The following is a 13,392-nucleotide window of genomic DNA, read 5'->3' as shown; positions in this document are numbered from 1 at the left end:
CAATCGGTGCGACCGGGTCCGGTGCAGGCCGCCGCGGGCCGTCAGAGGGACAGGCTCAGACCGTCGTGGGCCACGGTCCAGCCCTCGGCTTCGACGGAGGCGCGCTCGGCCGAATCCTCGACCAGCACCGGATTGGTGTTGTTGATGTGCACGAAGACGCGATGGCCAATTTCGATGTCGGCGAGCGCCGCGATGGAGCCGTTCTCGCCCGTCATCGGCACATGGCCCATGCGCCAGCCGGTCTTGGTGCCGACGCCGGCGCGGATCATGTCGTCGTCGAGCAGAACGGTGCCGTCGAACAACAGGGCCTCGACGCCCGTGATCTGGGCCTTGAGGCGGTCGGTGACGCGGGCGCAGCCGGGAATGTAGGCGAGCCGCTTGCCCCCCGCCTCGATCATCGCGCCGACGGTGGTCTCGGTCTCGGCGCCGAGGTCCACGGTCTCCCCCTCGAGCCAGAGGGGCACCTTGCCGGGCACGGAGAACAGGGTGACGGTGAGCCCGGGCACCGGCTCGAAGGCCGCATCGAGGCCGATGGATTCGCGCGCGACGACCCCGTCGGCCATCACGTCGAACACCCGGTTGGCGTTCACCGAATCGAGGATGCCGGCCGTCCCGTAGAGGGTGAAGGGCTGGCCCTCGCGCAGGGTCAGCAGGCCGGCGACGTGATCGACGTCGCCGTTGGTGAGCAGCACGGCATGGATCGGCGAGTGGCGCAGCCCCTCGCGCGGGTGCAGCACCGGAGTGTCGAACAGTTGCTGGCGGATATCGGGGGAGGCGTTCACCAGGAGCCAGCGATCCCCATCGGGGGACACAGCGATGCTCGACTGGGTCCGCGGCCTCACGCGGGTGGAATCCTCGCGGGCGAGGGAGCAGATGGGGCAGCGGCAATTCCACTGGGGAAGGCCGCCGCCCGCGGCGGAGCCGAGGATCACGACATGCATGGCTGAACCGACGCTGTCCCGCTCCTCAGGCTCGCTCCGACAACCTTAGTTGAAGGTATCGATCTCAGCCGACTCGTAGCTCGTGACTTCCATGCCAACGCAGATCTCGGAAACGACGGGGGCAGCCCAGGTCATGGTGTTTCTCCAGAGTTTCTTTTGAACAGCAGCGCCCCGATCGACCTTAAGAAGATCGTAAGACACTGACGGCGCAGTGGTTTCTGTCGCGGGAGCTATATCGACAATTCCGCCCGGCAGGGCAAGCGTTAAATTGCCGGTTTCTCCCGCTATCCTCTCAGAAAGCGCTTACGCGGCGCGCCCTCAGTGCCGGAAATCCTGTCCCTTGAGGTCCAGCATGAAGCCGCGTCCGCGGACCGTCACGATGACCGGGCCGCCCAAGCGAACGAAGTCCGACAGCTTGGTGCGCAGGTAACCCACGTAGACATCGACGACATTCAGCGACAGGCCACCCTGGCCCGCCCAGAGCTTGTCGAAGATGTCGCCGCGCGACACCGGCTGGTTGGCCTTGTCCATGAGGAGCGCCAGGAGCTCGGCCTCGCGCGGGGTGAGGCGCGCCGTCGCATCCGCGAAGCCGACCTGCCGGATGTTGAGGTCGAGGACGAGGCGGCCGGCGGTGACGATGGTGCGGGGCTCGTCGGATTCCTTGCGGCGCAGGAGATGCGTCTGCAGGCGGGCGAGGAGCTCGTCGAACACGAACGGCTTGACGATGTAGTCGTCGGCGCCCAGCGCCAGGCCTTCGGCGCGGTCGCGGACCTCGTCGCGGGCAGACAGGAACAGGATCGGACCGGGGTAGCCGCCTTCGCGGAGCGAGCGGCAGACATCGTGGCCCGAGCCGTCCGGCAGGGTGATGTCGAGGACGACGGCCTCCGGCGCCGAGTCGCGCGCCGCGATGAGGGCATCGTCGACGCAGCCGGCGACCCCCACGGAGAACCCTTCCGCCTCGAGGCCACGCGCGAGCATGGCGCGAATGTCGCTGTCATCCTCGACGATCAAGACCCGCGTCATGCCGTGGTTTCCTTCTCTGTCCGATGGGAGGCCGACGCTGCTTCGTCGGAAACGGGAAGTGCGAGGGCGACCTGCGCCCCGCGATCCTGAGGCCCGGCCCCCAAGCGGATCGCACCATCATGCCGCTCCACGACCCAGCGCGCCAGGGCCAGGCCGATGCCGAACCCGCTCTCGCCGGACGGGCTTTCGCGACGGAAGCGCTCGAACAGGGCGTCGCCCGTCTCCGGAAAGCCGGGGCCGTCATCCGTGACGGTGACGGTCGCCACGCCGTCGAGGGAAACCGAAAGCGCGAGGGTGACGCGGGTCAGGCCGCGGGCATGCCGCAGCGCGTTGTCGACCAGGCTTTCCAGAACCTGACGGAGCCATTCCCGGTCGGCCAGGAGAACCGCATCGGTGGCGATGGGTTCCAGGACGAGGCCGACGCGGCGGCGGGCCGCCTCGGAGGCCATGCCCTCGACGGCGTCGGCGAGGATCGCCGAGGCGAGGACCGGCCGCCGGTCGAGCTCGATCTGACCGGATTCCGAACGGGCCACCCGGAGCAGATCCTCGACCCGGCGCTGAAGCCGCAGGGCACGCTTGCGGATGGTGGAGAACACCGGCGCGTAGTCGATGCCGGGGCGTCCGGCCGATCGGGCAGCGATGTCGCATTCGCCCAGGATCACGGTGAGCGGCGTACGCAGCTCGTGGCTGACATCGGCGAAGAACCGCCGGCGCGAACGGTCCACGGCCTCCAGGCGCGCGTTGGCGGCGCGCAGGTCCGTGGTGCGGGCCGCGACCGTATCCTCCAGGGCGGCCCGGTCGGCGGCGAGGCGTCCCTCGCGCCGGGCGAGCCGGGCGGCCATGCGGTTGAAGTTCGCGACGAGCAGGCCGAGCTCGTCCCGGGTCGCCACGGACAGGCGGGTGTCGAGTTCGCCCCGGCCGACGGCGCTCGCCGCCTGACGCACCGCCGCGATGCGCGCGAGCGTCGGGCGCGTCACCGCCCGGTACAGTCCGAACACGATGGCCAGCGCCGCCGCCACCGCCGCCAGGGACGCCACCCGCAGGGTCGCGGACAGGTCGCGCGCGGCATCCGACCCCGCGATCATCGAACGGCGCTCCACTTCGATAAGGAAGGAGAGGGGCTGGCCGGTCATGGCGCCGAAGCCGTTGAGGGCGCCGCGGATCGCGCCCTTGCGCTGCTCGTCCTCGGACCGGCGCAAGATCTGGGCGACCTGCCGGTCGAGGACGGCACGAGCCGAGCGGAGCTGCGCCAGGGGGCGCGAACGGGCGGCGTACTGCGTCCGGTCGAGGGGATCGTCGCTGACCGCGATGCTGCGTCCCAGGGCCTCGTCGACGGCGACCAGGGCGCGATCGACGTTGGTGCGGGCAACCGACAGGCCTTCCGGCTGCGCGTCCGGATTGCTCACCGCCTCCAGGGCGGCGAGACCGTACTGGGTCATGCGGCCCGACAATTCGACCAGGAGTTCGAGACGCCCCTGTGCCGCCAGGGTCCGGTCGATGGTGCGCTCCGCCGCCCCGATCGACCACAGCACGCCGAGGGCCGCCAGGACGACGAGCAGGGCCGTGCTGCCGAGGAGCAGGGCGAACCGAACCTTCAGCGAGCGCATTGTTCGGCCAATTCTTGCCACTTCCTCCCATGCACGACAGATGATCCGCAGATCATCGTCGCGCATGGCGGATGTCTAGGCGCAGAAAGCCAGTTTTCGCAAGTGCAGCGGCTCAGCCGGCGAGGGACGGGGTTCGCGACGCGATCACAGATCGCGCGGAACGGTCCCCCGTACGGCGCAGCGCCAGCGGTTCACCTGCCATTCCGGATGCTCCGCCTGCCATTTGGCCAGCGCGCTCTGGGAGTTGCGCAGACACACGGCTGGGCTGCGGGCCTCGAACGAGAGATCGATCCGGTCCTCGCGGCAACGTGTCGGCTCGGACAGGAGACAGATCGAGAGCAGGATGAGCATCGGCTGCGCCTTGGAATGCGTCGGACTGGACGCGCGGGCCAGCACGATGATGCTTCCCGGCGGGACGGAAAGGTCGCCCGCACGGGAGATTTACGCAATATAGTAGCCCTCGTTCCGGGGCTGAACGACTGTCGCAGCCGCCGTCAGGCGGCCAATACCCAGAGCTCCCCCTTGCCCAGGGTCGCGAGATCGCCCGAGTACCGGGTGAGCGCCCCGGCGGCGAGGTCGGCGTGGGCCGGGCTCAGGGGCCGCAGCGACCGGGCGAGGAGGCGCAGGAACACGAGGTCGTGGGTCCCGGTCTCGACGAAGCTCGGGCTGAGGGCACCGACGCCGCCCGTGAGGATCGTGCCGCGGCGCATGCCGAAGCCCGGGTGGTCGCCCACGGAGGTCGCCGCGATGGTGCCGGCGATCATCCGCGAGCCCGCATGGGCCCCGGCCGCCCCGACGAGGATGAGGCCGCGCCGCATGCGGTCTCCGAGGTGATCCCCCGCCGCGCCCTTGATGATCAGGGTGGCGCCGTCGAGACCGGCCTTGGCGGCGTAGACCGCCCCGCCGGCATGGTCGCCCGCATCGCCCTCGATGGTGATGGTGCCGCCGGTGGCCCCCGACCCCGCGAATGGACCGGCCGAGCCGGTGACCGTGACAGTGCCGTTCCGCATGCCCGCGCCGAGGCGCTGGCCGACATCGCCGACGACCCGGATGCTGCCGCCGTCCAGCGAAGCGCCGACCCGGTCGAGGCGCGACGAGCCGCCCTCGATGACGAGATCCTCGGAGCCGTCGAGGGCGATGGTGAAGCAGTCGCCGAGGGTCAGACCCCGGCGGCTGGTGCCGACGGGGAGCTTCGCCGCCTCGGCCTCGCTGAGTCCGCTGAGGGACAGGGGGGTGACGTGCAGGAAATCGAGCCGCTCCGGCGGCTCCTGGCGCAGGGTGAGGGTGCTCATGCCGCTCCAGCCTCGCTCGCCGGCTCCTTCGAGAGCAGGTCCTTCAAGTGGTAGTGATGGCGGCCGAGATTGCCGCCGTAATTGCCGGCCGTGACCGCCACGAGCCCGTGGGCCGCGCCGGCCTCGGTGGCCGCATGCAGGGCCGCGCGCATGGATTCGGCGACCCCGTGCGAGGTCAGGGCGTCGATGACGATCTCCAGCACCACGCCGACGTCGGCCGAGAGTTCGGTGCCGGCCCGACCCTTCAGGGTCGGGCAATAGGCGTCGTTGGTCGAGGCCATCATGCCCTTGGTGCGCGCGCCGACCTTCGAGCCCGAACGGACGATACCGCCGGGGAAGGGCAGGATCGCGCCCGAGACCGTGCGGGCGGCATCGACGGCGATCTCGGCGACCTTCAGGGTCTCGGCGTGGTTGCGGCCGAGGAACAGCAGGTTGCCGCCGCCGACCGCCCCGTCCACGGCGCGGACGAAGTCCTCGCACAGGAACTCGCCGTCCATGACCGGGATGCGCCAGTAGCGGCGCGACTGGCCGGTGATGGGATCGGGCAGGCGCTTGGCCACGGCGAACCCGTCGCCGAAGTAGCGGATGGCGCCGCCGAGTTTTATTTTCGTGGGGCCGTCGACGCCGGCGTAGCACGCGGTGCCCGGGCAGGTGAGGATGCACTGGCCGACGCGCTTGAGGAGCTGGTCCTTCAGGCCGTTCGGTTCGAAGCCGAACAGCAGGACGCGCACGCCGGGGCGCCCGTCCGGCGTCTCCTCGGGCGACAGTTCGCAATCGATGCCGGCCTCGGCGCCACAGCCGATCACGGACGTGGCGAACCCCGTCATGGTGACGGCGGCGATCATCGCCCACTTCGCCGTATCGTTGGTGATGATGATCGCCGTGCCGGCGACGTCGAACGCCTCGGCGAAGGTGTCGATCACCGGGATCCCGTTGAGGGTGAGTTCCGTCATGTCAGCCACCGGTCCTCACGCGACGCCCATCCTTCAAGCCGGACATGTCCTTCAAGCCAGACATGCGACCTCCTCGAACACGTCCGCCTTCGGGAAGGCCTCGTCCGGCACCTTGAAGGAGCTCAGGCCCGCGCCGAAGCGGTCCTGCAGGTAAGTCTCCGAGCGGGCGACCATGGCCTTGTCGGACTCGACGGTGAGTTCGAGGGTGTGCCCGGAGGTCCAGGCCACGACCTCGCCGTCCTCGACGATGGTCACCCCGTCCTTGAGCACGTACTTCGCCCGGGCGAACATCGCCGTGCGATCCCGATCGTCGCGATAGATGGCGACGTCGGCCCGCGCGCCCTCGCGCAGGTGGCCGCGATCCATTAGCCCGAGGAGCTTGGCCGGGCCCGAGCGGGTGAGCTGCGCGATCTCGGAGAAGCTGTACTCGCGCTCGATGGCGCACAGGCCCGAGCGCTCGCCGATGACTTTATGGAGGCCGGCGATCTCGCGGTCGCGCTTCTCCTTGTCCATCAGCAAATGGATGATGTGCGGGTAATCCGTGAACGGACCGCCATTGGGATGGTCCGTCGTCAGGATCGTGCGCTCCGGCTCCTTGGAGAGCAGCATGAGCTCCAGGCCGATGGCCCATTGCAGGGAGCTGACGGCGCCGCGCGGCTTGTAGAGGAACGGCACGACGCCGCCGCCTTCCGCGTCCCCCGCCGTGAGGATCCATTTCTTCGGATTGGCACCCTTGCGGCCCGCGAACTGGCGCAGGATGTCGAGCGAGATGGTCACGGTCTGGCCGAAGGCGACTTGGCCGACGTCGAAGGTGGCGTTGGGGTGCTTCTCCATCGCCTCGGTGATGCGCTCGGCCGCCGAGCGGAATCCACCGGTGGCCGGATTCTCGGGATCGGCGACGCCGTAGGCGTAGAACTGGGCGTGGGCGAAGTGGATGCGCCGGCCTTCCGCCGCTTCGAGGGTGTCCACGAACGACTCGTCGGCGCCCGGAATGCCGAGGTTGTTGCAATGGACGTGCAGCGGGTGCGGCACGCCGATCTCCTCGACCGCATCGAGCAGGGCCGTCATGATCTTGCGGGTGGACAGGCCGTAGACGGGAATGTCCTCGTCGAGGCTGAGCTTCAGCATCCCGTCCTTGAAGGCCGAGGCGCCGCCCGCGTTGATGCACTTGACGCCCAGCCCCCGCGAGGTGGCGACCGCAAGCGCGACGAGGTCGCGCACCGCCGCCTTGCCCTCGCGCTGGCGCAGGAGCTGGAGCAGGTGGTCGTCGTTGCCCATCACCGTGAGGGCGCCGCGATCGAGCAGCGGAATGTCGGCGAGTTCGAGCTGGGTCGAGAGGGCGCTCGCCGGCGGCATCGCCGGCTCGACCGCGATGGTGTAGCCCATCCGCGCATAGTTCGCGCCGATCCAGGCGGCCGAGCCGCCCGCATGCGCGAAGGGATGGCCCTCGGGGGCCGCCTCGCTGGTGTAGAGCTCCGGCAGGAGCAGGCGGCTCATCACCACGTTGCCGCCGGCTATGTGCGAATGGACCTCGACGCCGCCGGCCATCACCACGCAGCCCGTGGCGTCTATGGTCTGGTCGGGCGTGCGTTCGGAGGCGGCGACGACCCGGCCGTTCTCGATCCAGACGTCGCCGACGGCGTCGCGTCCGGCCGTCGGATCGACGACCCGTCCCCCCTGGATGCGGATCAGCATGAGGCGGCCTTCATCTCTACGAGTCGGTCCTGGATGGCGCCGAGCACGCCGGCGGCCGTCAGTTCGGCCGACGGGCCCGTGGGCGGCGCGTACGTGACGGTGGCCCGCCGGTCGTTCCACAGGGCACCGCCGGCGCTCTCGCCCGGCACGCCGACGGCGATGACGATCTCGGCGGCGTCGCCCGTGGCCTCGGGGCTACCCTCGCCGACGATGGCGATGGCGGGCAGGGTGCCCAGCCAGTCCGGCCGGGGCGCGGGGAGGGAGGCGAGCCACAGGGCGGCATCGGCCTCGCCGGCGGCGATCTGGCGGGCGCTGTCGAAGCGCCAGGGATCGTGCTCGGGCACGTGGCGGCCGAACCCGACGCGGGGGGCCTGGCCAGTAATCCAGGCCGCGAGCTGGAGGAGGGCACGGCCCTGGAACGGGTCGGAGACGGGCAGGGCGAAGAAGCGCGTGACCTCGTTGAGGTCCTTGACCATGCCTTGGAGCATCTCGACGCCGAGTTCGCCGAGCTCGGCCGCGTCGTACAGGACGACGCCGTACTGGGCGGCGGCGAGACGCTTGGCGAGATCGCCATAGGCGGTCTCACCCGCGAGATGCCCCTTCAGGTAGGCGCGCAGATGCGCGACGGAGACCGCGAGACCACCGGCCTCGGCCGGATAGGCCACGTGCCGGGTCGCGCCGTTGCCCGGACCGCCCAGCGACAGGAGGGTGCGCTCGGCCCCGGCGGCGCGTCCCCGCGTCGGCGCGGATTTAGCAAGCTCCCCGACGATGGGCCGGTCCCACGGCGCGTTGCCGACGATGAGGACAGCATCCGCCCGGCCCGTGGTCTCGGCCGGTGTGGTCAGCATCCCGCCGGTCCGGCTCAGGGAGCCCAGTTCGGCGTAGAGGCTCGTGCCCGCCACGGGATCGACGGAAGCGCCGATGGCATCGGCGAGATGATAGGCCGCCCGCACGGCGCTCAGCTCGGCACAGAGGCCCGCCACGATGGGCGTGCGCGCCGCAGCGAGGAGGGTCGCGGCGGCTTCCACCGCTGCGTCCGCATCCGTCGCACCACCCTTCACCCAGGCCGCCATACTTTGCACCTTGGAAAATCGAGAGCCCGGCACACACCACGAAAACAGGGGTCGCGCACGGCGGGACTGAGCCAGTCCAGAACGATCGGGCGGCACGTTTGCATCGGGGCGACGCCCCAAGCAAGTCCCGGGGCCGACGCCGAACCGATTGAGGCTGGAATTTTTTGGCTTGCCCGAGCTTTGACTTGCCCCAGCACCGAAACTTCCGACGGACTCCGCGCGATGCAGGCCGGAGGATGGATGCGCTCGCGGCGCTTGCGAGGCGTCCGCGCTCCGTGGGAGAAGCCCGCTGCCGGGCAATCCGCTCCGCAGCGACGCGATTGACCGAGCCGTATGATGCGGCCCGCAGGATCGAGAGGGATCGACGTGACACAGATCCCGGATGGGGCAGGGGACGGGGCAGGGGACGACGTGGCGACGCGGGGCGTGCGGGTGCACGCGCCGGGCCGCCTGCATTTCGGCTTCCTCGACCTGCACGGCGGGCTCGGTCGACGCTTCGGCAGCCTCGGCCTCGCCCTCGACGCCCCGGCCGTCACCCTCACGGCGCGCGCAGCGACCAGCCTGACGGTGACGGGCCCAGAAGCCGCGCGGGCGCACGGCTACGCCCTGGCGGCGGCCGGCCATCTCGGGATCGAGGGCCACGCGGCACTGACCGTCGAGGAGACGATGCCCGCCCATGCGGGCTTCGGTTCCGGCACGCAGCTGGCGCTGGCCGTCGCGGCGGCCCTGGCCCGCCTCGCCCGCCGGGCCTTCGCGCCGGAGGCCTTCGCCGACGCCCTCGACCGGGGCAACCGCTCCGGCGTCGGCCTAGCGGCGTTCACGCAAGGGGGACTCATCGTCGACGGGGGCCGCGACGGCCTCGGCACGCCCCCACCCGTGATCGCGCGGCTCGACTATCCAGAGGCCTGGCGCGTCGTCCTCATCCTCGACACCGGCATGACCGGCGTCCACGGCACCCACGAGACCGAGGCCTTTCGCGATCTGCCGCGCTTTCCCGAGGCTCAGGCCGCCGAGATCTGCCGCCTCGTCCTCATGCAGGTGCTGCCCGCCGCCGCCACCGCCGAACCCGAAGGATTCGGCGCCGGCATCACCCGGATCCAGCGCCTCATCGGCGACCATTTCGCCCCCCACCAGGGGGGGCGCTACGCCAGCCCCGCCGTGGCCGAGGCGCTCTCCGCCGTCGCGGCGCAGGGGATCAGCGGCTATGGGCAGAGTTCGTGGGGGCCGACGGGCTTCGCCCTGGTGCCGTCGGAGGACGTGGCGCGCCGCCTCGTCGCGTCCCTGGAGCAGCCCGGCCCGTTGCGCTTCCTCATCGCACGCGGGCGAAACACCGGCGCCACGGTGACGCCGCTTTAAGGCGGGCGGCCTACTCCGATCCTTGACCGGCGTCGCAACGACCGGCTTTGACATTTCACCACCCCGGCGCACGCTCGGGGCAAGTCTTCTGGAACTGACTGCGACCGCACGGAGGGAAACCCGCCATGGCCCGCTCGATCCTGCACATGATCACGCCCCTCAAGCACATGAGCCCGTTCGACGTGAACATGGCCGTCGATGCCGGGTTCGAGACCATCGCGACCTACACGGGCGCGAGCCTGCCCGACGTCACGTCCCTGGTGCAGGATTCGATCTTTTCGCGCTCGCCCCAGGACGGGACGCGCACGGGCATCTTCATCGCCGGCAAGAACGCCGAGGAGGCCCTCGACATGGTCGACCGGGCCAAGAAGGCCCTGGTGCCGCCGTTCGCCAACCACATCTTCGCCGACCCGGCCGGCTCCTTCACAACGGGGGCGGCCATGGTCGCCGAGGTGACCCGCGCCCTGAAGGCGAAGTTCGACACGGAGCTCGCCGGCAAGCGCATCGTGATCTTCGGCGGGGCCGGCGTCGTCGCCTACGTGGCGGCGGTGATCGGGGCGCTCAACGGGGCCGAGACCACCATCGTCGGCCATGACGGCGAGGAGCGCGTCAGCAAGATCGCCCACACCATGCGCTGGCGCTTCGGCGTCGAGGTCGGGTCCGTGGACGGGTCCACCGTGGAGGCCCGGCGCGCCGCCATCACGAAGGCCGACGTGATCCTCTCGGCCGGCCCCGCCGGGGTCTCGATCCTCACGGCAGAGGATCTCGAATCCGCGCCGAACCTCCTCGTGGCCTCCGACGTCAACGCCGTCCCCCCGGCCGGCATCGCCGGGATCGACGTCAACGCCGTCGACGTGCCCCTGCCGGTGGGCAAGGGCGTCGGCATCGGCGCGCTGGCGGTGGGCAACGTGAAGTACCAGACCCAGTCGCGCCTGTTCCGCCGCATGCTCGAGGCCAAGGAGCCCCTCTGCCTCGATTTTCGCGATGCCTACACGGTGGCCGTCGAGGTCGCGGGCTAACCGGTTCGGCCCGTCCCCATCGGCGAGGCGCGCGCCCTGTCCGGTCCCGCAGGCGCTGCGACGGGCGACACGCTCCTCGTCGCCGCCCAATCCGGTCGTGCCCTCGCTCAGGCGGCGCGACGGGCGGGGTTTCGCCCGCTGGTCCTCGACCTGTTCGGCGACGACGACACCCTCGACCTCGCCGAGCACCACCGCCGCGCATCGGGCCGGTTCGGCGACGGGCGCCTCGGCGGGCGGGATGTGAGCGCGGACCTCGATGCCCTGTCCGCCCTGGCCGACCGGCCACCGGTCGGGCTCGTCCTCGGCAGCGGTTTCGAGGGTACGCCCGATCTCATGGCCGCCCTCGCGGCGCGCTTCCGCCTCCTCGGCGCAGCGCCCGACACGGTCGCGCGCCTCAAGGACCCGCTCGGCTTCGCGGGCCTGTGCGCCCATCTCGGCGTGCCCCATCCCGCCGTCACCCGCGATCCCGTGCCCGACCGGGCCGGATGGCTCCTGAAGCGGGCCGGCGGCTCGGGCGGCACCCATATCCGGGCGGCGACCGCCGGGCCGGCGCCACCCGGCGCCTATTTCCAGGCCCGCGTACCGGGCCGGGCCCATGCCCTGGCCTTCCTGGCGGACGGCCGGAACATCGCCGTCGTCGGCGTCACGGAGCAGTGGAGCGCACCCACGCCCCTGCGCCCGTTCCGCTATGCCGGCGCCGTGGAGCGTGCGCGCCACGAGGGGCCGGCCCTCGCCCCGCGCATGGTCGACCGGATCGCCGAGGCGGTCGAACGCATCGTCTTGGAAACCGGGCTGCGGGGCCTCGCCAGCGCCGACCTGCTCGTGTCCGATGAACACTGGTGGCTCACCGAGATCAACCCGCGCCCCGGCGCCACCCTCGACGTCCTCGACCGGCGCCCGACGCCGCTGCTCGCCCATCACATCGCGGCGAGCCTCGGCCGCCTGCCTGCCGTGGAGGAAGCGCCGGTGGATGCGGCGGCCACGGAAATCTGTTACGCGGCCACCGGCTACGCGCCGATGCCGCCGCTCGACTGGCCGGATTTCGTGCGCGATCGCCCAAGATCCGGCAGCACGGTGGCGCGCGACGCGCCCCTGTGTACCCTGTTCGCAACGGGGACGGACTCGGCCGCCACGAGAGAGATGTTGCGAGGCCGGGCTGCCCGATTGCGGACCCTGCTCGATCTGACGGAGGAACACCCATGACCACGCGTCCGACCGCGCCCAAAAGCCCCTATCCGAGCGTCAATGCGCTCACCGCTCCCCTGGTCGAGCGCCTCGTCGCCGATGCCGGCCTGCTGCGCCTCGCCGTGACCACGCAGGACGGCGCCCGCATGGTCGATGCCGGCGCCTCCGTGCGCGGCTCCATCGAGGCCGGCCGCCGCATTGCCGAGATCTGCCTCGGCGGCCTCGGCACCGTCACCATCGCGCCGTCCGGCCCCGTCGCGGCCTGGCCGTACTCCGTGGTGGTGCACTCGTCCGATCCGGTCATCGCCTGCCTCGGCAGCCAGTATGCGGGCTGGTCGCTCGCCGACGAGACCGGGGATTCCGGCTTCTTCGCCCTCGGCTCCGGCCCAGGCCGCGCCGTCGCCGTGGTGGAGGACCTCTACGCCGAGCTCGGCTACAAGGACACCGCCACCCAGACCGCCCTGGTGCTCGAAGCCGCCGGCGGCCCGCCGGCCTCCGTGATCGCCAAGGTGGCCGAGGCCACGGGCCTCAGCCCGGCGCAGCTCACCTTCATCTACGCCCCGACCCAGAGTCTCGCGGGCGCGACCCAGGTGGTCGCCCGCGTCCTCGAAGTCGCTCTGCACAAGGCTCACACCGTCGGGTTCGACCTGCACAAGATCGTCGACGGGCTCGGCTCGGCGCCGCTGTCGCCCCAGCACCCGGACTTCATCCAGGCCATGGGCCGCACCAACGACGCCATCATCTACGGCGGCCGGGTTCACCTCTACGTCGAGGCCGACGAGGCGGACGCCCGCCAACTCGCCGAGCAGCTGCCGTCGACCACCTCGGCCGACCACGGCGCGCCCTTCGCCGACATCTTCGGCCGGGTGAACGGCGATTTCTACAAGATCGACGGGGCCCTGTTCAGCCCGGCCGAGGTCATCGTCACCTCCGTCACCACGGGCAAGAGTTTTCGCGGCGGCCGGCTGATGCCGGAGCTGGTGGAAGCCTCGTTCGGCTGACGTGGATCACGGGGGCAGGGCGCCTGCCCCCTCTCCCCGCCGGGCGGGGAGAGGGCCGCATGGACCCCGGCGGCCAGCGACGGCGCCAGCCGAAGCGAGGGTGAGGGGGTGTCTCCGGACGAGACTCCTTCGCTGACGCCCCCTCACCCTCGACTGCCGCCTCGCCGTGACGACGACAGGATCGGCACGGTCCACTCCCCGCAAGCGGGACGAGGGGACTGCGCGGCAGCCCGGCCGGATCAATCCG

13 protein-coding genes are annotated in these 13,392 nt (G+C 71.0%); 4 read left to right on the top strand and 9 right to left on the bottom strand.

Features of this window, described 5'->3' with window-relative positions:
• Positions 1–41: 41 nt before the first annotated feature.
• The 9 genes from pqqB to ASF22_RS03215 all read right to left on the bottom strand — a co-directional run bounded on the left by pqqB (position 42) and on the right by ASF22_RS03215 (position 8,584).
• Positions 42–941, bottom strand: coding sequence for a pyrroloquinoline quinone biosynthesis protein PqqB (gene pqqB, locus ASF22_RS03255; RefSeq protein ID WP_056261400.1), 900 nt, complete (start codon positions 939–941; stop codon positions 42–44).
• Between the two features lie 45 nt (positions 942–986).
• Positions 987–1,076, bottom strand: a complete 90-nt coding sequence (gene pqqA / locus ASF22_RS03250) for a pyrroloquinoline quinone precursor peptide PqqA (protein WP_018043604.1) — start codon at positions 1,074–1,076, stop codon at positions 987–989.
• 183 nt (positions 1,077–1,259) lie between these two features.
• Entirely contained in the window at positions 1,260–1,964 is a 705-nt protein-coding gene (locus ASF22_RS03245; RefSeq protein ID WP_056095386.1) for a response regulator transcription factor, read from the bottom strand.
• On the bottom strand, positions 1,961–3,571 hold the full coding sequence (locus ASF22_RS03240) for a HAMP domain-containing sensor histidine kinase (protein ID WP_056175193.1): 1,611 nt from the start codon (positions 3,569–3,571) through the stop codon (positions 1,961–1,963). Before ASF22_RS03240 ends, ASF22_RS03245 begins: the two co-directional genes overlap by 4 nt.
• Positions 3,572–3,715: 144 nt before the next feature.
• Positions 3,716–3,967, bottom strand: coding sequence for a hypothetical protein (locus ASF22_RS03235; RefSeq protein ID WP_244473867.1), 252 nt, complete (start codon positions 3,965–3,967; stop codon positions 3,716–3,718).
• Between the two features lie 98 nt (positions 3,968–4,065).
• Positions 4,066–4,863: a formylmethanofuran dehydrogenase subunit C gene (locus ASF22_RS03230; protein WP_056261396.1), complete on the bottom strand. Its 798-nt coding sequence runs from the start codon at positions 4,861–4,863 to the stop codon at positions 4,066–4,068.
• A complete protein-coding gene (fhcD, locus tag ASF22_RS03225; RefSeq protein ID WP_056175188.1) occupies positions 4,860–5,816 on the bottom strand; it encodes a formylmethanofuran--tetrahydromethanopterin N-formyltransferase in 957 nt (318 codons plus the stop codon). Before fhcD ends, ASF22_RS03230 begins: the two co-directional genes overlap by 4 nt.
• Positions 5,817–5,867: 51 nt before the next feature.
• Entirely contained in the window at positions 5,868–7,511 is a 1,644-nt protein-coding gene (locus tag ASF22_RS03220) for a formylmethanofuran dehydrogenase subunit A (RefSeq protein ID WP_056261392.1), read from the bottom strand.
• Positions 7,505–8,584 carry a hypothetical protein gene (locus tag ASF22_RS03215; protein ID WP_056261387.1) on the bottom strand — a complete coding sequence of 360 codons (1,080 nt, stop codon included), beginning with the start codon at positions 8,582–8,584 and terminating at the stop codon, positions 7,505–7,507. The genes ASF22_RS03220 and ASF22_RS03215 overlap by 7 nt, the downstream gene beginning before the upstream one ends.
• 366 nt (positions 8,585–8,950) lie before the next feature.
• Here ASF22_RS03215 and ASF22_RS03210 point away from each other — a divergent pair, with 366 nt between their 5' ends.
• From ASF22_RS03210 to mch, 4 genes are all read left to right on the top strand, one after another.
• Complete coding sequence (locus ASF22_RS03210; protein WP_056261385.1) at positions 8,951–9,940, top strand: beta-ribofuranosylaminobenzene 5'-phosphate synthase family protein; 990 nt, start codon at positions 8,951–8,953, stop codon at positions 9,938–9,940.
• A gap of 125 nt (positions 9,941–10,065) precedes the next feature.
• Positions 10,066–10,959 carry an NAD(P)-dependent methylenetetrahydromethanopterin dehydrogenase gene (locus tag ASF22_RS03205; protein ID WP_056175176.1) on the top strand — a complete coding sequence of 298 codons (894 nt, stop codon included), beginning with the start codon at positions 10,066–10,068 and terminating at the stop codon, positions 10,957–10,959.
• A 36-nt stretch (positions 10,960–10,995) separates the two neighbouring features.
• Positions 10,996–12,162 carry an ATP-grasp domain-containing protein gene (locus tag ASF22_RS03200; protein ID WP_056261382.1) on the top strand — a complete coding sequence of 389 codons (1,167 nt, stop codon included), beginning with the start codon at positions 10,996–10,998 and terminating at the stop codon, positions 12,160–12,162.
• Positions 12,159–13,145, top strand: a complete 987-nt coding sequence (mch, locus tag ASF22_RS03195; RefSeq protein WP_056175171.1) for a methenyltetrahydromethanopterin cyclohydrolase — start codon at positions 12,159–12,161, stop codon at positions 13,143–13,145. The genes ASF22_RS03200 and mch overlap by 4 nt, the downstream gene beginning before the upstream one ends.
• Positions 13,146–13,392: the final 247 nt, after the last annotated feature.

Origin of the sequence: Methylobacterium sp. Leaf87 (assembly GCF_001422775.1) — a bacterium.
GTDB lineage: Bacteria > Pseudomonadota > Alphaproteobacteria > Rhizobiales > Beijerinckiaceae > Methylobacterium.
Note: the sequence above shows the minus strand (reverse complement) of the source record. Positions and strands in the feature narration are given on the sequence as shown.